This window comes from Pseudomonas sp. Root562, assembly GCF_001427125.1.
Taxonomy (GTDB): Bacteria; Pseudomonadota; Gammaproteobacteria; order Pseudomonadales; family Pseudomonadaceae; genus Aquipseudomonas.
In genome coordinates this window covers 395,392-421,140 of sequence record NZ_LMGK01000025.1, presented here as the reverse complement: position 1 = coordinate 421,140, position 25,749 = coordinate 395,392, and the positions used below count along the sequence as shown (strand labels likewise).

At 58.5% G+C, this 25,749-nt stretch carries 20 protein-coding genes and 1 pseudogene; 12 read left to right on the top strand and 9 right to left on the bottom strand.

Translation table 11 applies throughout. From position 1 onward, the window contains the following. The first annotated feature begins 65 nt into the window (after nt 1-65). Entirely contained in the window at nt 66-2,270 is a 2,205-nt protein-coding gene (locus ASD60_RS25525; RefSeq protein ID WP_056856645.1) for an OsmC domain/YcaO domain-containing protein, read from the top strand. A gap of 472 nt (nt 2,271-2,742) precedes the next feature. Here the strand turns inward: ASD60_RS25525 and ASD60_RS25515 are convergent, their stop codons facing one another. After that, the gene (locus tag ASD60_RS25515; RefSeq protein WP_056856643.1) at nt 2,743-3,672 is read right to left on the bottom strand and encodes a LysR family transcriptional regulator; all 930 of its coding nucleotides are present in this window, start codon (nt 3,670-3,672) and stop codon (nt 2,743-2,745) included. Between the two features lie 107 nt (nt 3,673-3,779). On the opposite strand from ASD60_RS25515, the gene ASD60_RS25510 reads away from it, so the two are divergent. The 6 genes from ASD60_RS25510 to ASD60_RS25485 all read left to right on the top strand — a co-directional run bounded on the left by ASD60_RS25510 (nt 3,780) and on the right by ASD60_RS25485 (nt 10,935). Next, the gene (locus ASD60_RS25510; protein ID WP_056856907.1) at nt 3,780-4,532 is read left to right on the top strand and encodes a 3-oxoacyl-ACP reductase family protein; all 753 of its coding nucleotides are present in this window, start codon (nt 3,780-3,782) and stop codon (nt 4,530-4,532) included. 376 nt (nt 4,533-4,908) lie between these two features. Beyond that, nucleotides 4,909-6,159: an OprD family outer membrane porin gene (locus ASD60_RS25505; RefSeq protein WP_056856642.1), complete on the top strand. Its 1,251-nt coding sequence runs from the start codon at nt 4,909-4,911 to the stop codon at nt 6,157-6,159. A 160-nt stretch (nt 6,160-6,319) separates the two neighbouring features. Next, a complete protein-coding gene (locus ASD60_RS25500; RefSeq protein WP_056856641.1) occupies nt 6,320-7,675 on the top strand; it encodes a spinster family MFS transporter in 1,356 nt (451 codons plus the stop codon). An 85-nt stretch (nt 7,676-7,760) separates the two neighbouring features. Then, a complete protein-coding gene (locus ASD60_RS25495; RefSeq protein ID WP_056856640.1) occupies nt 7,761-8,735 on the top strand; it encodes an AraC family transcriptional regulator in 975 nt (324 codons plus the stop codon). A gap of 95 nt (nt 8,736-8,830) precedes the next feature. After that, on the top strand, nt 8,831-9,937 hold the full coding sequence (locus tag ASD60_RS25490) for an NAD/NADP-dependent octopine/nopaline dehydrogenase family protein (RefSeq protein WP_056856639.1): 1,107 nt from the start codon (nt 8,831-8,833) through the stop codon (nt 9,935-9,937). Then, on the top strand, nt 9,937-10,935 hold the full coding sequence (locus ASD60_RS25485) for a 3-hydroxybutyryl-CoA dehydrogenase (protein WP_056856638.1): 999 nt from the start codon (nt 9,937-9,939) through the stop codon (nt 10,933-10,935). Before ASD60_RS25490 ends, ASD60_RS25485 begins: the two co-directional genes overlap by 1 nt. Before the next feature lie 30 nt (nt 10,936-10,965). Here the strand turns inward: ASD60_RS25485 and ASD60_RS25480 are convergent, their stop codons facing one another. The 5 genes from ASD60_RS25480 to ASD60_RS25460 all read right to left on the bottom strand — a co-directional run bounded on the left by ASD60_RS25480 (nt 10,966) and on the right by ASD60_RS25460 (nt 18,491). After that, nucleotides 10,966-11,409, bottom strand: a complete 444-nt coding sequence (locus tag ASD60_RS25480) for a DUF6130 family protein (protein ID WP_056856637.1) — start codon at nt 11,407-11,409, stop codon at nt 10,966-10,968. 30 nt (nt 11,410-11,439) lie between these two features. Continuing rightward, nucleotides 11,440-15,882 (bottom strand): response regulator, encoded by a 4,443-nt coding sequence (locus ASD60_RS25475; RefSeq protein ID WP_056856636.1) that lies wholly within the window; start codon nt 15,880-15,882, stop codon nt 11,440-11,442. Nucleotides 15,883-15,920: 38 nt separating this feature from the next. Beyond that, entirely contained in the window at nt 15,921-17,075 is a 1,155-nt protein-coding gene (locus ASD60_RS25470) for a response regulator (RefSeq protein WP_056856635.1), read from the bottom strand. Nucleotides 17,076-17,189: 114 nt separating this feature from the next. Further along, the gene (locus ASD60_RS25465; protein WP_056856634.1) at nt 17,190-17,864 is read right to left on the bottom strand and encodes a MarC family NAAT transporter; all 675 of its coding nucleotides are present in this window, start codon (nt 17,862-17,864) and stop codon (nt 17,190-17,192) included. A gap of 48 nt (nt 17,865-17,912) precedes the next feature. Further along, complete coding sequence (locus ASD60_RS25460) at nt 17,913-18,491, bottom strand: hypothetical protein (protein ID WP_056856633.1); 579 nt, start codon at nt 18,489-18,491, stop codon at nt 17,913-17,915. A gap of 404 nt (nt 18,492-18,895) precedes the next feature. Between ASD60_RS25460 and ASD60_RS25455 the strand changes: the two genes are divergently transcribed. The 3 genes from ASD60_RS25455 to ASD60_RS25445 all read left to right on the top strand — a co-directional run bounded on the left by ASD60_RS25455 (nt 18,896) and on the right by ASD60_RS25445 (nt 20,646). Then, nucleotides 18,896-19,198 (top strand): ArsR/SmtB family transcription factor, encoded by a 303-nt coding sequence (locus ASD60_RS25455; RefSeq protein ID WP_056856632.1) that lies wholly within the window; start codon nt 18,896-18,898, stop codon nt 19,196-19,198. Between the two features lie 62 nt (nt 19,199-19,260). Beyond that, the gene (locus ASD60_RS25450) at nt 19,261-20,235 is read left to right on the top strand and encodes a zinc-dependent alcohol dehydrogenase family protein (protein ID WP_056856631.1); all 975 of its coding nucleotides are present in this window, start codon (nt 19,261-19,263) and stop codon (nt 20,233-20,235) included. 42 nt (nt 20,236-20,277) lie between these two features. Further along, a complete protein-coding gene (locus ASD60_RS25445) occupies nt 20,278-20,646 on the top strand; it encodes an antibiotic biosynthesis monooxygenase family protein (protein WP_056856630.1) in 369 nt (122 codons plus the stop codon). A gap of 231 nt (nt 20,647-20,877) precedes the next feature. Here the strand turns inward: ASD60_RS25445 and ASD60_RS25440 are convergent, their stop codons facing one another. After that, entirely contained in the window at nt 20,878-22,011 is a 1,134-nt protein-coding gene (locus tag ASD60_RS25440) for an aminotransferase class V-fold PLP-dependent enzyme (protein WP_056856629.1), read from the bottom strand. 175 nt (nt 22,012-22,186) lie between these two features. Then, nucleotides 22,187-22,642 carry a GFA family protein gene (locus tag ASD60_RS25435; RefSeq protein ID WP_056856628.1) on the bottom strand — a complete coding sequence of 152 codons (456 nt, stop codon included), beginning with the start codon at nt 22,640-22,642 and terminating at the stop codon, nt 22,187-22,189. Between the two features lie 104 nt (nt 22,643-22,746). Here ASD60_RS25435 and ASD60_RS25430 point away from each other — a divergent pair, with 104 nt between their 5' ends. Then, a complete protein-coding gene (locus tag ASD60_RS25430; protein WP_056856627.1) occupies nt 22,747-23,637 on the top strand; it encodes a LysR family transcriptional regulator in 891 nt (296 codons plus the stop codon). 244 nt (nt 23,638-23,881) lie between these two features. Here the strand turns inward: ASD60_RS25430 and ASD60_RS25425 are convergent, their stop codons facing one another. After that, complete coding sequence (locus tag ASD60_RS25425; RefSeq protein WP_056856626.1) at nt 23,882-24,436, bottom strand: GNAT family N-acetyltransferase; 555 nt, start codon at nt 24,434-24,436, stop codon at nt 23,882-23,884. A gap of 76 nt (nt 24,437-24,512) precedes the next feature. Between ASD60_RS25425 and ASD60_RS25420 the strand changes: the two are divergent. Further along, nucleotides 24,513-25,562, top strand: a pseudogene (locus ASD60_RS25420) (IS1182 family transposase); the annotation flags it as partial. Nucleotides 25,563-25,749: the final 187 nt, after the last annotated feature.

The window sequence follows — 25,749 nt, the reverse complement described above, 5'->3', positions numbered from 1 at the left end:
AGACTTGCAGCTGAAAAGCCGGATAATGGCCGCCATTCGTTTAGCTCGTATTCTGGTAATCCCGCATGGAAATCAAGGTCAACTTTCTCGACAACCTTCGACTTGAAGCCAAGTTCGATGACTTCACCGTGGTTGCCGACCAACCCATCCGCTACAAGGGCGATGGTTCGGCACCGGGTCCATTCGATTACTTCCTGGCTTCGTCGGCGTTGTGTGCGGCTTACTTTGTGAAGTTGTACTGCCAGACCCGCAACATTCCCACCGACAATATCCGCCTGTCCCAGAACAATATTGTCGACCCGGAAAACCGCTACAACCAGATCTTCAAGATTCAGGTCGAGTTGCCGGCCGACATCTCCGACAAGGACCGCCAGGGCATTTTGCGCTCCATCGACCGTTGCACGGTGAAGAAGGTGGTGCAAGCCGGGCCAGAGTTCGTGATTGAAGAAGTGGAGAACCTGGACGCCGATGCCCAGGCGTTGTTGATGCCTGCTTCCATGTCGGAGGCGGGCACCTACATCGTCGGCAAGGACCTGCCGCTGGAGCAAACCATCGCCAACATGTCGGGCATTCTGGCCGGCCTGGGGATGAAGATCGAAATCGCTTCGTGGCGCAATATCGTGCCCAATGTGTGGTCGTTGCATATCCGCGATGCGCACTCGCCGATGTGTTTTACCAACGGCAAGGGCGCGACCAAGGAAGGCGCATTGGCGTCGGCGTTGGGCGAATTCATCGAGCGCTTGAACTGCAATTTCTTCTACAACGACCAGTTCTGGGGAGAAGAACTCGCCAACGCGGCGTTTGTGCATTACCCGGACGAGCGCTGGTTTCAGCCTGGCCCTAAAGATGAACTGCCGAGCGAGATTCTCGACGACTATTGCCTGAAGATCTACAACCGCGATGGCGAGTTGCGTGGTTCGCACCTGTACGACACCAACTCGGGCAATGAAGAACGTGGCATCGTTTCGCTGCCGTTTGTACGTCAGTCGGACGGCGAAGTGGTGTATTTCCCGTCCAACCTGATCGAAAACCTGTACCTGAGCAACGGCATGAGTGCCGGCAACACCTTGGCCGAGGCGCAGGTGCAGTGCCTGTCGGAAATCTTCGAGCGCGCGGTCAAGCGCGAAATCATCGAAGGCGAGTTTGCCCTGCCGGACGTGCCTGCCGAGGTGCTGGCGAAGTACCCGGGGATCCTCGCTGGCATTCAGGCGCTGGAAGAGCAGGGCTTCCCGGTGCTGGTCAAGGATGCGTCACTGGGTGGCGAATTCCCGGTGATGTGCGTCACCTTGATGAACCCGCGCACCGGCGGCGTGTTCGCTTCGTTCGGCGCGCACCCGAGCCTGGAAGTAGCGCTGGAACGCAGCCTGACGGAACTGCTGCAGGGCCGCAGCTTCGAAGGCCTGAACGATTTGCCCCAGCCGACGTTTGAAGGCCATGCGGTGACTGAGCCGAACAACTTTGTCGAGCACTTCATCGATTCCAGCGGTGTGGTGTCGTGGCGTTTCTTTAGTGCCCAGTCGGACTACGAATTTGTGGAGTGGGACTTCTCGGGCCAGGGTGAAAACTCCAATGCCGAGGAGGCCGCAACACTGTTCGGCATTCTCGAAAACATGGGCAAGCAAGCGTATATGGCGGTGTATGAGCACATCGGTGCAACTGCCTGCCGCATTCTGGTACCGGACTACTCGGAAATTTATCCGCTCGACGATCTGATTTGGGACAACACCAACAAAGCCCTGTTCTTCCGTGCCGACATTCTGAACCTGCACAGCCTCGACAAGGCCGGCCTGAAATCACTGGTCAAGCGACTGGAAGACAGCGAGCTGGATGACTACACCGATATCACCACGCTGATCGGTATCGAATTCGACGACAACACCGCCTGGGGCCAGTTGACGATTCTGGAGTTGAAACTGCTGATTTATCTCGCTCTGCAGAAATACGAAGAAGCGAAAGAAGCGGTGGAAATGTTCCTGCAATACAACGACAACACGGTCGAGCGCGGCTTGTTCTACCAGGCCGTGAACGTGGTGCTGGAGATGAAGCTGGACGAAGACCTGGAACTGGAAGACTACGAAGCCAACTTCCGCCGCATGTTCGGCAACGAGCGGATGGACGCGGCCATCGGTTCGGTAGAGAGCACCGTGCGCTTCTATGGCTTGACGCCGACGAGCATGAAACTCGAAGGCCTCGACCGGCACCAGCGGCTGATCGACAGCTATAAAAAACTCCATGCAGCGCGGGCCAATATGACGGCTTTGTCCAACTGACAAAAAGCAGGACTGCTGCGCCAATCCTTGTAGGAGCCAGCCTGCTGGCGATGGGCCTGAAGACAGCGCGTTCATTCAGGCAGAGCGCGTCATCGTTGACGACCATCGCGGGCAAGCCCGCTCCCACAGGGGATCTACTGTGGTCGAAAATCCCGATCACACCGGGATCCACTGTGGGAGCTGGCTTGCCAGCGATGGCGCCGGCACATTCAGCACTTCTGTGACTGATACCCTGCTTTCGTCGGAACGCCGCCAGGAGCGAGCCCGCTCTCACAAGGCTTGGGAGCCGAGCACAAAATCTTCCGCCAGCCCCAAAAGCTGTAGGAGCATGGCTTGCCCGCGATGGCTGCCTGGCTGCCAGCCCATCTCTGCCAGATGTTCCCAAATCCTCGCGATCTTCCAGACGAGGCGCGTCTTCGTTGATGCCCATCGCGAGCAGGCTCGCTCCTGCAGCAGCATCGGCTTTTTACATTCAGCCCTCGCTTGCTGAAAACATTCGCGCCAGCTGTCGCTGTTCGAACACCTCACTGACGAAGTCGATGAACACTCTTGTCTTGGCTGGCATCAGGGCGCGAGTGGCGAAGTACATCGAAATGGTTCCCGCGTCGGCGTACCAATCCGGTAGCAGTCGCACCAGGTCGCCGCGCTCGATCCAGCTCAGCACATCCGGGACTGCGAGGAAGCAGACGCCCAACCCCAGCAATGCGGCCTCGCGCATCGCCGCCGGGTCGTTGACGACAATGGTCTCCTTGAGACGGGCGGTCATTTCTGCGCCTTGCTTGTCGCGCAGGGTCCACTGCCTGACACGACCGGTGCGGCCGGAGCGCATTACGATTCCATTCAAGTCTTCGAGTGCGCCTGGATGGGGGGGTGAGGTTTTTCCACGCATGTATTGCGGTGATGCAACCGCGATGACATGAGCCGCAGAAAGTCGGCGCGAGATGACGCCTTGAGCCAGTTCAAAGCCTGCACCAATGGCCACGTCAAACCCCTCGGCGATCAGGTCTACCTGCCTGTTCTCGAAATGCCATTCCGGGCGAACCAACGGATACCGGGCCAAAAACTCTGGTAGCAGTGGCAGAACGTGGCTGATGCCAAAGGTGGGGGGCATGCTCACTTTCAACAGCCCGGCGGGCTCACCGTGGTCCGCGGCAATCGAGCTGATGGCGTTTTGCAACGCGTCCAGGTTGCCGCCAATGCTTGTCAGAAAATGCTCTCCGGCTTCGGTCAGCGTCAGCTTGCGTGTCGAACGATGAAACAATCTCACACCGATGTTTCGCTCGAGCATCGCCACATTGCGACTGACGGCGGCGGGGGTCAGCGCGAGTTGGCGTGCGGTAGCGGAGAAGCTGCCGGACTCTGCACTACGGACGAAACATTCGAGATTGGCCAGGGTTTCCATGGGTCACCTGATACTAATACTTGAAAATGATGCTAATCATTGCACGCTAATCAATTCATCTTCAGCAAGCCATGATGATTTCACCCTAACTCAAGAGTGAAATGTTCATGACGACCCAAACACTCCCGCTTGCTGGAAAAGTCGCCTTGGTGACCGGTGGTTCCCGTTCGATTGGCGCTGCGATTGCCAAGCGTCTTGCCGCTGACGGCGCACGGGTTGCGCTAACCTACAGTGCCTCGCCTGCTAAGGCTGAAGAAGTCGTAAAGGCCATTAACGCTGATGGTGGACGCGCCATTGCCATTTTCGCTGATGCCGGCGAGCCCGCTGCCGTGCGTGCAGCCGTTGCGCAAACCGTAGAAGCATTGGGTGGTATCGACATTCTGGTGAACAACGCCGGCCTTGCGCTCGGTGGTCCGATCGAGGACATCGAGTTTGAAACCTACCAGCGCATGATCGCCGTCAATGTCACTGGCGTTTTTATCGCCACTCAGGAAGCAGTTCGCTACATGAAAGACGGCGGCCGGATTATCCACATCGGCTCATCCATGACCCGTTATGCCGCGTTCCCTACGGCATCCCTCTACACCCTGACCAAAGGCGCAATCAGCGGTTTCAATCGCAGCCTCGTGCGTGATCTGGGACCTAAAGGCATCACGGTCAACACCGTTCACCCAGGCCCGACAGACACCGACATGAACCCGGATGGCGGCCCGGTGAGCGACATCGTGAAACCTGGCATCGCGGTGGGGCGCTACGGTCAATCCCACGAAATTGCCAGTGTTGTCGCTTTCCTCGCAGGGCCTGAAGCCTCCTTCGTCACTGGCGCAGACATCGTCGCGGACGGTGGTTTCACGGCCTGATCCAGCTCTTCATTGAACAGCCGCAATCCAGTCGTGCGCAGGATCTGCGGCTGCTTTTGTAAGGGAAATCTTTACCCGGGTTGGAGATTTCCCCCCTTCGGATGCTGTTCGTCTTAATACCGCTGCGGTGATGACTGACTTACCTTGCACAGACAAGAGGCGTGTCGTCGCAGCGGACCTTTCCATGAGTCCGCCTGGCGTTTTACCCATAACAACAAGAGGCCTGGCAATGCTCGATTCAAACGTCCCGTACATCTCCCCTGCAAACCGCCGGTATGTGACAGGCATCTGCCGGTAACTGCTTCTGGCGACTTTTAGTTTGACACTGCTCCTATAAATACAGTGCCCCGAGCACATACAGATGTGGAGATGTTAGATGCATCAGGTAAAGCAATCTTGCCGCGGGCTCGGTATGGCCGGCGTGCTGGGGATGATCTGTGCGCCTTTGGCGGCACAGGCCGATGTCATTGATGACAGTCATTTCAAAGTGGATACCCGTAACTTCTACTTGCACCGTAACTACACCAATCACAATGCCGCGGATTCCGAAGTGCACAGTTGGTCGCAGGGCTTCGATGCGCAATTCACTTCCGGTTACACCGACACGGCGCTGGCCATCGGCCTCGATGTGGATGCGCAATACGCCCTGCGCCTGGATTCGTCTGGCAACGACGGTTCGCTGCCCTACAGTGTGAGCGACCAGCAGACGGCCGGTGACTACAGTCGCGCCGGTGCAACCTTGAAAATGCGCTACAGCAAGACCGAGTTGAAGGTGGGTGACCTTCGCCCGCAATTGCCGGTGGCGTTCGATGACCCCAGTCGGCAGTTGGACACCATCTATCAAGGGGCCGTGGTTGAGTCCAGGGAGATCGACAAGTTGACGCTGACCGGAGGCCGTTTCTGGTCTGCGGTGACACGTGAGTCATCCAACCACGAGAAACTGTACAAGTACGGCTCCACCGATAACCTCGACAGTGACGGCCTGGATTTCGGCGGCGCCACTTACGACATCAGCAAAAACCTGCAAGCCAGTTACTTCTATGGCGTGTTGCACGATATTTATCAGCAACACTACTTCGGCCTGATGCATATGGCTGATCTGGGCAACGGCTACAAACTGAAAACCGACTTGCGCTACTTCAATAACAATGAAGATGGCAGTGCGCTGAACGGTGAAATCGACAACCGTTCCTATGGTGCACTGTTCAGTTTGCTCAAGGGCGCGCACATGTTTGGCGTCAGTTACCAGCGCATGCTCGGTGACAGCGTGTTCCCGACGATGAACGGCTATATCCCGCAACCCTACCTCGTGCACTGGTCGTCGCTGGGCTTTGTGCGTCCGGACGAAAAGTCCTGGTCGGCGCGCTACAGCTATGACTTTGCCGGAATGGGCATGCCGGGCTTGAAGTTCTTCACTCGCTACACCAAGGGCACCAACTGGGACCGTGGTGGCAACCTCAGCGACAACGAAGAAAGCGAGCGTTTCCTGGGACTCAACTACGTGGTGCAGAGCGGCGCGCTGCAAGGCCTGGCACTGGATTTGCGTAACATCGATGTGAAGCAGAAATACGGCTACGACTACAACGAATTCCGTGTCGCCACGACCTACACCTGGAAGTTCTGGTAAACCCGGTTCACCCAGAGATTGACCCTATAACAATAAGAGGACTGACCATGATCGAACCCCTCATCCTTTACATCTGCCCCGCAACTTCCCAGTCGCTGCGCCGTGCAGCGTCACCCGGTGCGCTGCGCGCATGAGCGGATTCCAAAAGGAGCAAACACTAGTGAATATCCAGGTCGATAACGCGGTCCTGCAGCAGAAGAAGACTTACCTTTACGAGTGGTACGTGGTCGGCTTGTGCATGATCGCCTACATCTTTTCATTTGTGGATCGGCAGATCCTGGCGTTGATGATCGAACCGATCAAAGCCGATCTGCAAATCAGCGACACCCAGTTCAGCTTGCTGCACGGGTTGGCGTTTTCATTGTTCTACGCGTTCATGGGCATGCCCATTGCTTATCTGGCTGACCGCTTCTCGCGGCCGAAAATCATCGCCATTGGCGTGGTGTTCTGGAGCCTGGCGACGGCCGCCTGCGGCCTGAGCAAGAATTTTCTGCACATGTTTCTCGCGCGTATCGGCGTGGGTGTCGGCGAAGCTGCGCTATCGCCTTCGGCATACTCGATGTTCAGCGACATGTTCCCCAAGGAGAAGCTCGGCCGCGCAGTGGGTATCTACTCGATCGGCTCGTTCGTTGGTGGCGGCCTGGCCTTCCTGGTCGGCGGCTATGTGATCGCGATGCTCAAGGACATGAACACCATCGAGGTGGCCTTTCTCGGCGCGATGAAAGCCTGGCAGTTGGCGTTCTTCATTGTCGGTCTGCCCGGCATCCTGGTCGGCCTGCTGATCTGGCTCACCGTGCGCGACCCGGCGCGCAAAGGCCTGCAGGTCGATGCGCAGGGGCGGGCAAAGAAGGTCGCGCTGAGCGATGGCTTGCGTTTCCTCGGGCGCCACCGTGCAACGTTCACCTGCCATTACCTGGGCTTTTCGTTCTACGCCATGGTGCTGTTCTGCATGATGAGCTGGAGCCCGGCGTTGTACATCCGCAAGTTCGGTCTGTCGCCCATGGAGGCGGGCTACATGCTCGGCACCGTACTGTTGCTGGCCAACACCGCCGGCGTGCTGTTCGGCGGATGGCTCACCGACTATCTGGCCAAGAAGGGGCACCAGGACGCCGCCATGCGCACCGGCGTCATCGGCGCCCTCGGCATGGCGGTACCGGCCGTGCTGTTCCCGCAAGTCGATCAACTGTGGCTGTCGGTCGCGCTGTTGGTGCCGGCGATGTTCTTCGCCTCGTTCCCGATGCCGGCGTCCACGGCGGCCATGCAGATCCTCGCACCGAATCAGGTGCGGGCACAGGTCTCGGCAGTTTTCCTGCTGATCAGCAATCTGTTGGGGTTGGGTTTGGGCACTACGCTGGTGGCTCTGTTGACCGACCGCTACTTCGGTTCGCCGGCGGCGGTGGGTTCGTCGATGTCCTTGGTCATCGCCGGCGCGTCGGCGTTGACCGTGCTTCTGCTGTGGCGTGGTTGCCGTCGATTCCGTGAAAGCTATGCCCGGGAATATCCGGCTCACGCGTGATCGGTCATAGTCCATGATCGGCGCCTCGGCCTCGCTCCTTTCGACGGGAGCGGGGCCTTGGCGCTCCAGGTCAGGAGGATCCTCGATGTTGAATGACGTACACCTGCTGGAACGGCACAGCCTGCTCAGCTCGGCCGATTACCGTGAGATCAAGGACAAGGTCAGCCACTACCTGTGCCCGCACAGCTTCAATGTGCTGCGTGACGCGCCGATCCAGACCCGGCTCAACGGCGTGTTCTTCGGTGATTCGGCGCTGCTCGACTTGCGCTATGGCGCGCCGGTGGAAATCACCATCGGCGACATTGCCGATCAATACCTGTTTCGCATTACCTTGCAGGGCCATTGCGAAGTGGCCCACGGCCGGCGCAGCGCGGCGATGCAGTCGGGCTACCTGAGCGTGTCCTCGCCGTTCGCGCAAAGCCGCATCGTCACCGATGGGCAATGCCGCAACCTGATCCTGCGCATCGACCGAGATGCCCTGGAGACCCAACTGCAACGCTTGCTCGGCCGCAGCCTGCGGCAGCCGGTGATCTTCGATGTCAGCGTCGACCCGCTGGGCGCCGGCGTCGTCAGTCTCTATCACACGCTGGACTACATCTGCCGGCTCTACGGCGATGGCGTGGACGGTTCGCGCCTCGCCAGCGGGCTGTCCGAATACCTGATGCAATTGCTGCTGACACAGTTACCGCACAACTACTCCGCGGACCTTTTGCTCGACCAGCGTGCGCCGCTGCCGCATCACGTGAAGAAGGCCCGGGACTACATCGAGGCGCACCTCGATGCACCGATCAGCCTGGCCACCCTGAGCGAGCTGTGTGGCGTTTCGGTGCGCACCTTGCAAAACGGCTTCAGGCAGTTTCTGCAGCAAGCGCCGGTGGAGTACATCCGTGACCGGCGCCTGGCGGTGATCCATGAATCGCTGAAGCAGGGCCGGGACGGTGAAACCGTCACCGATATCCTGTTGCGCCACGGCATCAACAGTTTCGGGCACTTTTCCACGGCCTATCGGCATCGCTACGGCTGCTTGCCGTCGGACACCCTGCGGCGACGCAAGCATTGAGACTTCTGCGCAATCCGTAACGCGGCTGCGCAATCGGGTAAGTGCGCGGCAGCCCGGCTCGATAGCATCGAGTCACTTACAAGAGGAGTGACTCGATGAATATTACGGTGCTGGGTGGTGGACATGGCTGTTACGCCGCTGCTGTTGAAATGGCTGAAAAGGGACATCAAACCCGCCTGTGGCGTCGTGACAGCGCCGCGCTCAAGGAATTGCAGGGCATTGGCAGCCTGACCATCAAGGACTATCGGGGCACTCGCCAGTTATCCGTGGGAAAGCAGGGCGACAAGCTGTCGTTGACCGATGACCTGGCCGAAGCCCTGGGCGATGCGCAACTGGTGATTATTCCGCTGCCGTCGACCTCCCACGAAGACCTGGCCAAACATGTAGCGCCACACCTGCACGACGGTCAGGTGGTGTTTTTGCCACCGGGCACGTTCGGCAGCTACGTGTTCGCCAAGGCCATGGCCGAAGCGGGCAACCAAAGCAAAGTCGCCTTCGCCGAAACCGGTACGCTGCCGTACCTGGTGCGCAAGCATGGCGCCAGTGACCTGGTGATCAGTGGCTACGCCACGCGCCTGCCGACCGGCGTATTCCCGAGCAATCTGTCCGGGCATGCCTTCGCGGTATTGCGTGAGGCCTACCCGAGCGTGGAGCCGATCGAAGACGCCCTCAGCGGCGCGTTGATGAACGCCGGTCCCATCATCCACCCGCCGTTGATCATGATGAACGCCGGTCCTCTGGAGCACTTCGAAGCCTGGGACATTCACAACGAAGGCACCCAACCGTCGATTCGCCGCGTGACCAACCAGCTCGACGCCGAACGCATGGCCGTACGCGAAGCCCTGACTTATGGCGCGCCGCATTTCCCCTTGGCCGACCACTACAACACCCACGAAGGCGACGAGTGGATGTACGGTCGCGGCGCCCACGGCAAGCTGACCGACAGCTGCGACTGGCGCGAAGACATCGACCTGCAGAAACACCGCTACATGCTCGAAGACACTCGCCTGGGCCTGTCTTTCCTGGTGTCCGTGGGGCGCTGGGCCGGTGTGCCGACCCCGGTGGCGCGGGGCTTGCTGAGCATTGCCTCGGTGGTTGCCGAGCGTGATCTTTACGCCGAGGGCCGCACCCTGGAAAATCTCGGTCTGGCCAAGCTTGACCGGGTGCAAATGACCGAACTGCTGACCAAGGGTTTTAACTGATGAACGCCCCGTTGCCGCATGTCAGCGTGGTCGGTGCCGGGCGGATGGGCGAGGGCATTGCCCTGGCGTTCATTCATGCGGGCCTGCCGGTCACCCTCATCGATATCAAGGATCGCGCCGAGGCAGAGCGTCACGTTTACTTCGAGCGTGTACGCAACAATATCCGCGGGGAACTGCAAACGCTGGTACGCCTGGGCGTGCTCCAACCGGAGCAGGCGGACATCGCGCTTTGCCGATTGAAGTTGCAATGCCGGTCCGGGGCCGCAGCGACATTGCGCCTGTGCGACCTGGTGTTCGAAGCCGTGCCGGAAGTCATCGCGGTCAAGCAGCAGACCTTCGCCTGGGTCAGCGAGCATGTTCCGGCGTCGGCCATCATCGCGTCTACGACCTCGACCTTTCTGGTCACCGAGTTGAGCGAAATGGTCTGTCAGCCACAACGCTTTGTGAACGCGCACTGGTTGAACCCGGCCTACTTGATGCCGCTGGTGGAAGTCAGCCGCAGCGCAGCGACCTGCCCGCAGATGGTCGAACGCCTGCTGCAATTGCTCAAGCGCATTGGCAAGGTGCCCGTGGTGTGCAATCCGGTGGCCGGCTACATCGTGCCGCGCATCCAGGCGCTGGCGATGAACGAAGCTGCACGGATGGTGGAAGAGGGCGTGGCCAGCGCAGAGGATATCGACACCGCAGTGCGTGTCGGTTTTGGCTTGCGCTTCTCGGTACTCGGGCTGTTGGAGTTCATCGACTGGGGCGGCGGCGATATTCTCTACTATGCCTCGCGTTATCTGAGCGGGGCGCTGGCACCGCGTTTCGAGTCGCCACAGGTGATCGCCGACAACATGCAAAACGGCCGCAATGGCTTGCGCGATGGTCAGGGTTTCTATGATTACCGAGACCTCGACGTGGACGCCTACAAGCAACAGCGACTCGGCGATTTCGTTCGCAAGCTGGCGTTGTCGGGGTTGACACCGGCATTCGACGGCGCCTTGAAGCAGGGTTGAGCATCAGGGCCGGCAGCCCGGCCCTGACCGCTACGGTTTCTTCGGCGGGACGGTAAAATTCACCGTCGTACTGGTCAGGACCCTGTGCGTCGGATCGGCGACCTCGAGCAGAACCTTGTGAGGCCCGGGCGTAAGCCCAACCAGAATGATCGGGTCTTCACTGGTGTGCGCCCATGTACCTTTCCAGTCGTCGACGGTCACGTGCAGATGACTCAGCCGAGGCGATACATCAGCCGCCGCTTTACCAAAGACCGGCATAATCCTGGCGTGCGCCGCTCGATACTGGATGATCACAACACCACGTGCGAGCGGCTCGGCAAGCGGGGGGTAGGCAATCAGTTCGGGTGCTGTTTCGGATTCCAGGGGCAGAATCGCCGGCGGCGGGTTGGTATCTGCTGGCGTTTGTGCGCACGCGGCTGTGCAAAAGAACCCGGCAAAAGCCAGGGCTATCAGGTTTTCTTGAGCGAGGAACATGGTGGTTACTCCCGCGAGATGTTTTCCAAATTAAAGTTGGCTTCCCCCAAAACTCCCCAGCTGACTGTCATCGATGGATAGTTTGACTTCGCTTTGCAACAACGCCAAGGCCCGGTCAAAGTCAAAGCGTTCAAGCTCATGCGCCACCCGGCTCAGGCGCTTGGCCAGTGCGACATCGAGCGCCAACCGACGGATCTCCTCGAGCGCTTCAAAGGCGGCGGTGTCGCTCTCAGCCAATAATTGCCCGAGCCGAGTGAGCTGCTGCTTGAGCTCCGTTGAGGGTTGAGACGCCTGCTGCGCAATCGGTGGACTGGCTGCGCCAAGACGAGCAAGCGCGTTCAACACCGGCATCAAGCATTGTTGCACCTCAGCCAAATGGCTCTGCACGACACTACTCGTTTCGCCAGCCCGGCAGGCTTGCTCCAACTGCGCAGCGGTCTGCGCTAAAGCCTTGGCCCCAATGTTGCCGGCGCAACCGCGCAGGGTATGAGCCGCGCGCATGGCCGCGGCCGGATCGGTGTCGGCGAGGGCTGCCTGGAACTGCTCGACAAAGCTGATCTGGGCTGCATGGAATGTGCGCAATAGCCGCAGGTAAAGGGCGCGCTTGCCTGAACAGGCGGCTAATCCTGCGACCTGATCGATACCTTCAAGCTCAGCGGGCAACTGTTCGGATGTTTCGGGATCGTTCACCTCCTGCTCCCGGCCTCGACGACCGCGCCTTGGTTTGATCCAGCCGGCCAACGTGGCGAACATGGCCTCGACGTCCAATGGCTTGGTCAGGTGGTCATTCATGCCGCAGGCGAGGGCGCGTTCGCGGTCTCCGGTCATGGCGTCGGCGGTCATGGCGATGATCGGTAGTGCGGCCAGGTGCGACTGCTGACGAATCCGGCGGGTCGCGGTATAGCCGTCCATTACCGGCATCTGGCAGTCCATCAGCACACCGTCGAAATCGCTGTCGCGTGCCAGCAGATCAAGTGCCTGTTGACCATCAAAAGCCAGTTCCAGCGTTATGCCGGCCTCTTGCAACAAGTCGCACGCCAGCTCCCGGTTCAGCTCATTGTCCTCCACCAACAGCAGCCGCGCGCCTTTCAAGCGTGCGATATTGTCAGCGCTCTGCTCGCTGCGTTCACTGGCGCGTGTGCCGGTTTGCGGCAGTTTGCCGAACACGCTGCCTATGGCTTCGAGCAAGGTGGAGGGAGTGACCGGTTTGGTCAGTACCACCGGCAGTTGCACGTGCTCGCGCCTGGCCTGTTCAAGCAACTCCTCGCGGTCGAGTGCCGTGACCATGATGACTGACGGTGTACGCGCCAGATTGGCCGAACGCATCTGGCGGACCGTCTCGACGCCATCCATGCCCGGCATCCGCCAGTCCATCAGAACGACATCGAAGGGCAACGAATTCTTCTCGGCCTGCGCCAGCATGCGCAGGGCCATGCGACCACTTTCGGCGACGTCCACTTCGACACCGAAGCTGTGCGCCATGCCCGAAAGAATCTCCCGGGCACTGGCGTTGTCATCGACCACCAACACGCGGATACCCAGCAATTCATCGGCGGTGAACATCCGTCGCGCAGGGGCATTTGCCTGTACGCCCAGACGTACGCAAAAGTGAAACGTCGAACCGCTGCCCAGTGCGCTCTCGACCCAGATACGTCCCTCCATCATTTCCACCAGACGCTTGGAAATCGCCAGGCCCAGGCCTGTGCCGCCGTACTTGCGCGTTGTAGAACTGTCGGCCTGCATGAACGACTGAAAAATTCGCTGGCATTGCTCTTCGCTCATGCCGATACCGGTGTCGCGCACCCAGAAGTGCAGTTCGACCTTGCCCTCGGCAGTTCCCAGGCGCTCGATGCCCAACACAATTTCACCCTGTTCAGTGAACTTCGTCGCGTTGTTGCCCAGGTTGGCCAGGACTTGGCCGAGGCGCAACGGGTCGCCAATCAGCGCGGTCGGCAAATCGGCGACCGTGCTGTAGAGCAGCTCCAGGCCTTTGTCCTCGGCCTTCAGGCCCACCACGTTGGTGAAGTTCTCCAGCACGTCTTCGAGGCGGAATGGAATGAGTTCCAGGTCCATCCTGCCAGCCTCGATCTTGGAGAAATCGAGGATGTCGTTGATGATCCCCAGCAGGCTTTCCGCCGAGCGATGCACCTTCACAATGTAGTTGCGTTGCCGGTTGTCCAGATCGGTGCGCAGGGCCAGATGACTCATGCCGATAATGGCGTTCATCGGTGTGCGGATCTCATGGCTCATGTTGGCGAGGAATTCACTCTTGGCCCGTGTCGCCTCTTCGGCGATTTCCCGGGCGTGCTGCACATGTGCCTCGGCGGCCTTGCGATCGGTGATGTCGTAATACCAACTGGCGCTGATGCGGCGCTCACCCAGCGTCAAAGGAACAGCCGAGAGCAAGACCTCGAAACGTTCTCCTCCATCGCGCTGCAGACTGGCCTCGAAGTTCAAAACCGCGCCCCTGGCGGCGGCGTCCAGGAAGCGCCCGCGTGCTTGCGCATCGCACCAGAACTGACTTTCATCCATTTCGCCCAATTGCTCGCGGTCGACGCCAAACAGGCCCTCCAGCTCCGGGTTGCAGTAACTCAGGCGCCCCTCATCGTCACGGATCAGCATGGCCACCGGGCTGCTGTCCAATACCGCACGCAACTGCGTTTCGCTGGACTTGAGCGCCGCTTGCATTTGCCGACGCTCGCTGACATCGCGAACCGAAGCGCATATGCACGTGCCACGACCTTCCAGCAGCGGCAAGTGCGACAGGCCGATCTCTACGGAAAACAGGTTGCCGTCCTTGCGAAGGCCCATGAGATCCTCCAGCTTGGCGCCCATCTGCCGGGTGCTGCCATGGGCAATGAAGCCATCGCGCAAACTCACATGCCGCCCGCGTGCGGCTTCAGGCACCAGGCGCTCGATGGACTCGCCCACCAACTCGCCCGGGGCATAACCGAACAGCGTGTCCAATTGCGGATTGGTCATCAGGATTGCGCCTTCGGCATTGATGACGATCATGCCGTCCGGCGCGGCCTCGAGGATCGCCCGATACCAGGCCTTGGTGGCGCGCAAGGCGCTCTGTTGCTTTTCCAGTTCCTGCGATTGCAGCTCCAGGCGCAAGGCCTGCTCACCCATTTCATCAGCCTGGCGACGAGTTTCGATCAACAAGGATTGCACCGCCAGATTACGTTCCATCACCGCCATGGCACCGGCGAGGCGCGGCATGGCCTCCTGTAATAACGCCTGTTCACGAGGCCCCAGCGGTTGATGACCTGCCAGTTCGAGCACGCCGAGCAAACGTTCACCGCGTAATACCGGCTGAACCAGCAGATAGCTGGCCGGCACTTCACCCAACTGCGAATGCAAGCGTCCCAGCGACTGGCCAAGTCCCTGCAATTCACGCGGCGCCCGATCCAGCGCGCATTGCCCCAACAGGCCGGCTCCCATCATCACCGTCGGCGCCGGCGGGTAATCAGGATCGGTCGCGTAGCTGCCAATCAGTTGCAGGCTTTCATCCTGCTCTTGCACGCTATAGAGCACGCCCCGGCATACACCCAACATGCTCGCCATATGCCGCAAAAAGACCTGTGTCAGCTCGCGTGGCGTTTCCGCTTGCGGCAAATCGGCCTGCAACTGCTCGGTTTGCGCCTTGACCCAGCGTTGGCGCTCCAATTGTTGCGACTCGGTTTGCAGCGTCGCGATGGCACGCGCCAGATCCCCCGTTTCATTTTGCAGATCGGTGTGGGGGATCGTCCCATCCAGGTGGCCGGCGGTCAGTTCGTCTACGGCGGCGCGAACCTGGTAGAGAGGCAGGCGAATCGAGCGGCTGATCAACCAACCCATCAACCACGCCAGTGCCAGGCCACCGAACAGCAACACATAAGTGAGCCGGGTACTGCGCCCGGCGGATTCGGCGATCTGTTTGGCCGTGTCATGAATGGAGGCCTGTTTGACGCTCGCCACTTGTTTGAGCAAGTCGTCTGCGCGCTCATCCAGGCTTTGGAACACGACACTATTGATCAGTCGAGTGGCTTGCACTTGATCCCCGGCACTCGCCAGTTCCAGTGCGGTCTCACCGTCGTGCAGTAAACGCTTCAGCAAAATCTCGAATGTGGCGAACCGCTCCTGGTTCTCCTGGCGCCAGAGGGTCGGTTGGATTTGCAGCAGCGCTTCTTGCAGATGTTGCCGAGACTCGCGAAATTGCGTGACGCCCTTGCTACGAACAACTTCATTGCCGCCATCGACGGCATGCTGCAATCCCTGTACGAGATGCGGCATCAGCACTCTCGCTTCCTGCAGCGGTTCGATGCCCGCCAACTCTTGCCGGTACAGCCTCTGCATATCGGCTTTCAACAAGTCTTGGGCACGCAGGCTTTGCACGCCGAGTATCAGAACCAGCGCCCCTAATGTCCCGAAGCCGAGGATCAATTTGATGCGAAGCGGCAGACGTTCCAGCAGCGCGAGCACTCTGGTCATGGCAATTCCCGTTAATGAAAAACCGACGTGTTCACCGCTCAGGGCTTTTGCGAAAGGCGTTGCAGGTCGGCCAGCCTGGTCATGTCCTGATCGCTGTCCGTAAACCGCTCGGCAATGGCATGGAACTGCTCGGCATTGGCAAGGAAGGCATCGCACACGTCAGGATCGAAGTGGCTCGCGCGCCCCTGACGAATGATCTCCACGGCCTGCTCGTGCGGCATTCCGGCCTTGTATACACGACGACTGATCAACGCGTCATAAACGTCCGCCACCGCCATCAACCGGGCACTGACTGGAATTTCTTCGCCGACCAATCCCTGCGGATAGCCGCTGCCGTCCCACTTTTCCTGGTGGCTGTAGGCGATTTCCTTGGCCACGCGCAGAAAGTCCACTGAAAGCCCCAACTGGTCCTCGGCACGCTGAATAGCGTCGCGGCCCAACGTGGTGTGGGTCTTCATGATTTCAAATTCATCCGCAGTGAACCGCCCCGGTTTGAGCAGGATGTGATCAGGAATGCCGATCTTGCCGATATCGTGCAGCGGCGCCGACCTGAACAACTGGCGGATGCTGTCATCGTTGAGCACTGGATTGAAACGCGGATGATCGCGCAGCAATTCAGCCAGCAGCCTGACGTAGTGTTGGGTGCGGCGGATATGGTTGCCCGTCTCGTTGTCGCGGGTTTCGGCCAGCGAAGCCATGGCGTGGATAGTGACATCCTGAATGGCCACCACCTCGCGAGTGCGGCGCTGGACCTCCTGTTCGAGGAATTCATTCTGGTCGCGAAGGAAGTCAGCCGCAGCCTTGATCTTCAGTTGGGTCTGCACCCGAGCCAGGACCAATGGTGGACTGATGGGCTTGGTGATGTAGTCAACCGCGCCCAACTCCAGGCCGTGGATTTCGTTTTCCAATGACGCCAGTGCCGTGAGGAAAATGATCGGGATGTCGCGGGTGCGTGCGTCTTGCTGCAGCTTGCGTGCGACCTCATGACCGGACAGCCCCGGCATCATGATGTCGAGCAGGATCAGGTCCGGCAGTGGATTGTTTTGCAGTATGCGCAACGCCGTTTCGCCGCTGTTGGCGGCCTTGACCCGATATTTGTCCTTGAGCAGATCGGCCATCAACATCAAGTTGTCTGGCGTGTCATCGACCACCAGAACGGTGGTCGCAGGATAAACATCCTGTTCAATACCCATGTCTTTTGGCTCCGCTGCCCTTTGAAGGATTGCCCAAAGTCCTTCCATTGCAGTCAAGCGTAGCTCTATTCATCGCGTTTGCTGCTGGAGTAACCGTTGTACTTGAGTTGTCCGTTACGAATGCTGGAACAGATGAGCATTGCTGTCGATGATGGTCTGGATGATTTCCACTGAACCATTAATGGCGAATTGCGCGCCCATGCACACGAGAAGAAAACCCATCAGCCGTGATATGGCATCAATGCCTGACTGTCCCATGATTTTCATGATGATTCCCGAACCCCGCAGGCATACCCAAAGTATGAGTGCGGTGAACAGGAAAATCAGCGGTGGGGCGACCACCAAGACCCAGGCAGGAAACAAGGTACTGTTTTTGATCGTGGCGGCGGAGCTGATGATCATCGCAATGGTGCCAGGCCCGGCGGTACTCGGCATGGCCAGCGGGATAAAGGCAAAGTTCGGTTGTTCCTGTGGGCCGTTGCTCAAGGAAGAGGGGGCAACAGTCGGCGGAAACAACATCTTCAAGCCCATGATGATAAGAATTCCGCCACCGGCCATACGCAAGCCCGGGATGGAGATGTTAAACGCGTCCATGACAAACGCGCCTACGTAGTAGGTCACTGCCATGATCAGAAAAACATAGAACGACGTCAGAAAAGCCTGGGTGTTTTTTTCCTTGTGACTCAACCCTTTACTCAAGGCGAGAAACAGCGCAACTGTCGTAGGCGGGTTCGTCAGTGGCAGCAGTGCCAATAACCCAAGGCCGATTGCGTTGAACAGATCTGTCATATCGAACTCAAGTCCTGTTGTTCGAGGCCACGTTATCGGCAAACGCAATCAGCGTGAGGTTTTGACCGTCATGACTTCGGTATAGATGGCATCGATTGTCTGCCCCACCTGAAGCTTCTTCATTCTTTCCTGAAGCTTCGGATCTTCGACTTTCAGGACAGTCGCTTCGCCCTCTGGCGGAAGCAAGGTCACCTCATGCTGTTTCAAGTCAATGCGGGTGATCTTGGACGTGACCTTGACCTCGCGAACCGCTTCACCGCCGGGATTGGGATTGTCCTTGGTGGCGCGGATGGTCATCGATTCCTTGCTAACGCCGGGTGTGCCGCCCACATCGGTATCGAGCACATACGCCACCGAGCGAACCACATGGATGTCGACCGTGTCGCCGACTTTCAGATTGTGCAGGTTCTTGGCCTGGTCTGTGAGTTGGATGGGCACCGGACTCTTGTCACGTCCTTCGATGGTGACCTGGTGGTTGGCGGGATCAACGGCCAGTACACGGGAAACAATATGGCCTTGCATGGAATTGCTGCCCAACGGTATGTCGTCGGCATGGGCCGTCAGGCAAACCGTCGAGAAGAGTGAGGCGAGGGCAATGACGCAGGGAAGGGAGCGGATTGATTTCATGGGCTGCTTTTCCGTGGAGGTTGGAAAGGGCGAATCCGTGCGCAGCAAGTTGGTCACTCGGTTACACGTCGATGCCTCTAGTTAAGCGGCCATTCCTGGCTTTAGCCAACATCTGGGCTGAGTAAGCGCCGAGATGGCACGTCCCGTCACCGGCAGTGAGTTCAACATTGACGGCGGACTGCTGGTCCGGTCGGCCGTGACACCATTGGTTGTGGAAGACACTTCGAAGGCCACAGAACAGGAAAGCCTGCCGCGTTCTGGGGGGAACTTCCTCTAGCCAAAGGGGGGAGGTCCCACGCACACCAGCCTCCGAAGCCTGCTTTTTGGGACGGTTGCAATTAAAAGCACAGAATTGTCTGAATTCTCATATTGACATATCGATAAATCTCGATATCCTCGGGTTTATGGAATTGATCGAAATATTCAAAGCCCTCTCAAACCCTACGCGTCTTGAAATCCTGAAAGGTTTGAAGGATCCCGTAAAGAACTTCCCTCCACAGGATGAAGGTGACGTTCTCACGGTCGGAGTGTGCGTCAGCAGTATTCAAGAAGGCATCGGGCTGTCGCAGTCAACGGTGTCCGGTTACCTTGCCACGTTGCAGCGTGTTGGCCTGGTCGAAGTCAGGCGAATAGGCCAGTGGACCTATTACAAACGAAATGAAGCAACCATCAATGCGCTTGCCGAGATCATAGGGAAAGATCTGTAATTTTTTTACCGTAGCATATCGAGATATCTCGATATCCCATTTTGTCGATACGAGGATTCATTATGAAAGCGATGATACTTAAAGCATTTGGCGGTCCTGAAGCGTTTGAACTCTGCGAGGTGCCCAAGCCTGTGCCGCGCGCGGGGCAAGTCCTGGTGCGGGTACACGCAACCTCCATCAATCCGTTGGATTACCAGGTTCGACGTGGCGACTATCCCGACCTGGTGCAACTGCCGGCCATTACCGGGCACGACGTATCTGGCGTTGTCGAAGACGTTGGGCCGGGCGTGACGACCTTCGTTCCAGGAGACGAAGTCTGGTACACCCCGCAGATATTTGATGGGCCAGGCAGCTATGCCGAGTACCACCTCGCTGCCGAAAGCATTGTCGCGAAGAAGCCACCCACGCTGAGCCATCTTGAGGCCGCAAGCCTGACCTTGGTTGGCGGGACGGTGTGGGAAGCGCTGGTCGTGCGTGCCGCGCTCAGAGTCGGTGAAAGCATTCTTGTACACGGCGGCGCCGGAGGCGTCGGTCATATCGCGATCCAGCTGGCGAAAGCCATGGGAGCAAGAGTGTTCACAACCGTACGCGCAGCAAACGCTGAGTTCGCCCGCAGCTTGGGTGCCGATGTGATCATCGACTACGAAAAAGAAGATTATGTTGACGCCGTCATGCGGGAAACAGGCGGCCACGGCGTTGATGTTGTTTTCGACACCATCGGCGGCAACACATTGTCCCGCAGCCCCGACGTGCTCGCTCAACTTGGCCGTGTCGTCTCGATCGTGGACATAGCACAGCCACAAAATCTCGTTCAGGCGTGGGGCAAGAATGCGAGTTATCACTTCGTTTTTACCCGGCAAAACCGCGGCAAGCTGGATGAGTTGAGCGCATTGATTGCGCGCGGCCAGCTGCGGCCACACGTTGGCGCTGTCTATTCGCTTGCGGACATTGCGCTCGCCCATGCTCGGCTGGAAAGTCCGAACAACGGTATTCGAGGAAAAATTGCGATTGCAGTCGAGCCATCGCTTATCGCGTAAACGCATGTTTTTTAATCGTTCAAGTCAATTGAGAGGAACACCATGATCTATGAGATCGCTCTGCTCCCCGTTCACAAGGAACGCATTGAAATGTTCCGACGTGCATTTGCCGACGTCGCACCTTTGCTCCGCCGCGCCAAAGGTTACGGCGGCCACTTGCTCGCGCAGGGAATCGAAAGCCCTGAGCGGTTCAACCTGATCGTGAGATGGCAATCACTTGAAGATCACACGCCGGGCTTCGAAGCGAGCGAAGACCATCGGCTGTTCATGATGGGCTTGGAGGAATATTTTTCGGCAGAACCGACGGTCTACCACATTGAGGGGGCAGCCTTTATGACTGACGAACATGATGGTTTAGACCATTCCGTTGGCATGGCTGCTGCCAGCGCATCAAGAGGTTTGTGGCCTTGAAGCCAGTTTCGTTTTCTCAAACTGCTTAGCGGTAATGCTGTTCACTTAAGGACGAACACCCGTGGCGAGGGAGCTTGTCGGATCGCCGCACCGTCCCGCCGGGGCGCGAAGCGGCCCTAAAAGGGACTGCTGCGCAGCCCAGCGGGAGCGAGCTCCCTCGCCACAGGATGCTAATGTTCGCTTAAGTGAACAGCATTACGACCCTCGGCGGGGGCAATTGAAGATAAGGGCTTAGTGAGCCATCACCTCGTCCAGCGCCTGCTCAAGGGTGCTGACCGTGCGCTCGATATTGTGCAGCTTTTCGAGTCCGAACAGACCGATGCGGAAGGTCTGGAAGTCGGCCGGCTCGTCGCATTGCAACGGCACGCCGGCGGCAATCTGCAGGCCGTGGGCGGCAAATTTCTTGCCGCTCTTGATGTCGGCATCATCGGTGTAACTCACCACCACACCAGGGGCCTGAAAGCCGGCTGCGGCCACGCTCTTGATGCCTTTGCCAGTCAACATGGCGCGCACCCGATCACCCAGCGCCTGTTGTTCGTCGCGGACTTTGTCGAATCCGTAGGCTTGCATCTCTTTCATCACTTCGTTGAACCGCGCCAGGGAATCGCTGGGCATGGTTGCATGGTAGGCATGTCCGCCCTGTTCGTAAGCCTGCATGATCTGCAGCCACTTTTTCAGGTCGCAGGCGAAGCTGCTGCTCTGCGTCTGCTCGATGCGCTCGAGGGCCAGAGAACTGAGCATCACCAGCGCGCAGCAAGGGGAGGCGCTCCAGCCTTTCTGCGGTGCGCTGATCAGCAAGTCGACTGCGCATTTGTGCATATCCACCCAAATCGTGCCTGAGGCGATGCAGTCGAGCACCAACAGGCCACCTACCGCATGCACGGCGTCACCAACGGCGCGAATGTATTCGTCGGGCAGGATAATCCCGGATGAGGTTTCAACGTGGGGGGCGAAGACCACCTGTGGCTTCTGCGCCGCGATGGCCGCCAGCACTTCGTCCAGAGGGGGCGGGGCGTAGGCTGCCTGGCGACCCGTCTCGACCGGTCGGGCTTTGAGCACCGTGGTGGCCGCCGGAATGCTGCCCATCTCGAGGATCTGGCTCCAGCGATAACTGAACCAGCCGTTGCGTATCACCAGGCATGGTTGGCCGCTGGCAAACTGTCGCGCTACCGCTTCCATGCCGAATGTGCCGCTACCCGGGACCACCGCAACCGCCTCGGCGTTGTAGACCTGTTTCAGGGTCGTGGAGATGTTCTTCATCACGCCTTGAAACGACTGCGACATGTGATTGAGCGAGCGGTCGGTGTAGACCACTGAGTACTCGACCAGCCCTTCGGGATCGATACTGGGATATAGCTTTGACATGGAGTGACTCCTTTGGCAGAGATATCAGTGGTATCGACCCTGCCCTAAGCCTTGGCAAATGACAAGATTGCTCGATTGAAAGGCGAGCTCTGTGCTCGCAGGTGGCTGCTGGGTCGGAGGAGGGTGGGCCTTAAAGATGCCTGCCCCCCCTTACGTTCGGTCGTTAACCCGTTACTTAAAGTGCAGCAATTGGTGCCTGTTCGCTGATGGCCACTGCGAATTCTTCGGGAGTTGGGCTTTCCGGCCACTGCGCTACGCCTTCTGGCAGCGAAATCCACGGCTGCTTACGCTTGACCCAAATGTGTGCCAAGGGCGTCAAACGGTCTGCGCCGTGGAGTACGCCGGCACGCAGGACACGCATGCCCGGGGCGGCGTCAGTCTCATTGAACAGGCGGGTGAAACACGTACTGCAGGCGTACTGCGTAGAGGTATGTCCTTGTGCAGTATGGATGTACGTCGTTGTGCTTCCCGAGATCTCGATAGCCTGAGCGGCACAGAGCATATGCAAGGCAAAAGCACTGCCGCTCCAGCGCTGGCAGTCAAGGCAATGGCATGCGTACAACGGTGCAAGTGCTTCAATCTGCAGTTGAAGATGGACTTGTCCGCATCGGCATTGACCGGTGAAACCCATGGTATTGCTCCTTATACTGCTGCGTTACGAAAGAGACGTGCATCATCCACGTTCCTCAAACCCGGCAGAAGACAATAAACGGAGCAACCGTTGGTACGAAATAGATGAGCGGCCTTGAATGGGAAAGTCAGCGAGTATTCCTGGCAGTGTTGCGCAGTGGCAGCCTGTCAGGCGCCTCCAGATTGCTGGGCATTGCGCAGGCAACGGCTCGTCGACGCCTGGAAAGCCTTGAAGCGGGTCTGGGGGTGAAGCTGTTCACCCGAACCTGCGCTGGCCTGGTGCCTACTGCTTCGGCACGTGGGCTTGTTCACCATGTCGAATCCATGGCGATGGCTGCCGAGGCGTTCAATCGCATGGCCAGTGCTGAAACGGACGTATCGTGCGGCACTGTCAGGCTCACTAGCAGCGCCTTTTTGGGCGTTGAGGTACTACCCGGTTTGCTGCGCGAGTTTCATTACAGGCACTCAACGTTGAAGCTCGAAATCAGTATCAACGATTCGCTGGAGAACCTTGCCCGACAGGAGTCAGACATCGCTGTGCGGCTCGTGCGGCCCAGAGAAGCCGAAGTCGTCGTGCGACGTGCTGGTGCTCTGCGAGTCGGCCTCTACGCAAGTGCCCAATGCCTTGAACGCTATGGCGAACCTGCAAGTCTCGAGGCCGTGCGTCGTGCGCCGCTGATTGGCCCCGACCGACGCTCCGCCGACAGGCGTCGGCTGATCGAGGCGGGACTGTGTGAGGCAGACCAGCCGTTCTCTATTGCCACCGACAACCACCTTGCTCAACTCGCTGCGCTGAGAAACGGCCTTGGGTTTGGCTTATGTCCAGCCACCGTCGCAGCGACCTATGGACTGATCCGGGTTTTGCCTGACAGCTTCGGCTTCGACGTTGATGTTTGGATTGCCATGCACAATGACCTGCGCAACGTCGGGCGGATTGCCAAAACATTTGAAGCCCTGAGTGAGGCGCTGTCGCTTTACCTGGACGAAAGCGCTTAGCCGAGAACGGACAGGAGATGGCATTCGAAGCGGGCGGCTTTCGGCCCAGAGTGTGTAAAAACGCCGACCAAAAATCGAAGTGCGCGCTCCTATGTCAATCTAGAAAAGCGCGTGGGGTCAACAGACCTGAAATTTACATAGGCTCGCAATTTTTTGGTCGTTTTTAACCAGTCGAGCCCTCGTGAGAGTTTTTACACAGTCTGGGCCGATAGGGGCCTGTAGCTCGCATTGACAGAAAACCAGGTCAAGATTCAGTCCTTGCGGCGAGCCACTCGCTTCGCGTCATCTCCCATACTTCAACCTGCATGGCCCCGGAGACGAAACGTCCTTCCCGTGTCTCGATCATGCGCATGCCTTCATGTTGGGACACCTTGCGCGAAGCGTGGTTGGCGACGGCCTTGGGCACCTGCATGACCGGGCGCAATAATGTTTCGAACCAGTAGGCGTTGATGACCTTGCAGGCTTCGCGCATGTAGCCGTTCCCCTGATACTGCGGGGCGAGCCAGAAGCCTCTGTGGTTGCCAGGCTGGTCATACAGGCTGATGCTACCGATGCTGCGCTCAGGTTGAGCGAGCGTGCGAATCATCCAGTGCCACTCTCGTCCCGCGGCCATGGCGGGTAGAGCCATATCGCGCACGTAAACCAGCCCGCCATCCTGCGGATATGGCCATGGGACGCGGCTGTCCAGATATCGGACGACCTCCCATTGGGGGAACAACTGCTGCACCGCCGCCGCATCAGTCAGTTGAAGCGGCGTGAGGATCAGGCGGCTGGTGTAAAGTGTGGGGGGGCAATCCATGGCATGAAATCCTTCGCGAGCACTGTGGCGGGTGTGATCGGTACTTTCTCAGACCATTAGCTGGAGTGTCGAGTGTCTGTGCCAGCAACTGGGATTGTTCTCGGAAGCGCTCGTTGCCATCGACGGCAGCAAGTTCAAGGCGGTCAACAATCGGGATCGGAACTTCACCAGCGCCAAGCTTAAGCGGCGAATGGAGGAAATTGAGTCCAGTATCAATCGCTATCTGACAGCACTCGATACCGCAGACCGTCGCGAGCCTTCCGTTGCCCAGGTCTAAGCCGAACGGCTCCATGACAAGATCGCGGCCTTAAAAGCCAAGATGCAGGAACTCAAGGAAATCGAGGTACAGCTAAACCAAACACCGGATAAACAGATCTCGCTAACCGATCCTGATGCTCGATCAATGAAAACGCGCGGAACCGGAATGGTCGGCTACAACGTTCAAACGGCGGTCGATGCGAAGCACCACCTGATAGTTGCGCACGAAGTAACGAATGATGGTGTTGATCGAGACCAACTGAGTTCTATGGCCATGCATGCCCGAGCGGCCATGGGTGTCGAAGAACTGTCGGCAGTCGCAGACAGAGGGTATTTCAAGGGTGAAGAAATTCTCGCGTGCCATGAGGCTGGAGTCACCGTTTTCGTACCCAAGACGGTGACCTCGGGAGCGACAGCGGCTGGCCGTTTCGGCAAAGATGATTTCATCTATGACGCATCAACGAACGAGTATCGATGCCCTGCTGGGCAAAGCTTGATCTGGCGTTTTTCACACGTTGAGAAAGGGCTGAAGTTCCATCGTTACTGGAGCTCACACTGTAAGAGTTGCACGTTGAAGCAGCAGTGCACGCCCAGTTCTGAGCGGCGAGTTAGCCGCTGGGAGCATGAATCAGTACTCGAGGCGATGCAAAGTCGCCTTGATCAAGCGCCAGAAATGATGCGCATCCGGCGCCAAACGGTTGAGCATCCCTTCGGCACATTGAAGTCCTGGATGGGCGCCACGCATTTCCTTACCAGAACCCTAGGCCGAGTGAGTACCGAGATGAGCCTGCATGTGCTCGCCTATAACCTCAAACGCGTGTTGCGGCTGTTGGGCAGCGATGCCTTGATGGCGGCGATGAAGGCCTGAGGCCTTTTTAGCGGCCTGATAGTGCATCTGGCATGTGCTCCGGGGGCTAAAACCCCAAGCAAAACCAGTAACACCAATTTGGCTTGGTTGAGGCCCTACAAGTCTTCAGTGCAGTGAAGAGCTACCGATTACTGCACCACAGCCATTGCGTTTTTACACACTCTGGGCCAAAAGCGGACGGTCAAGC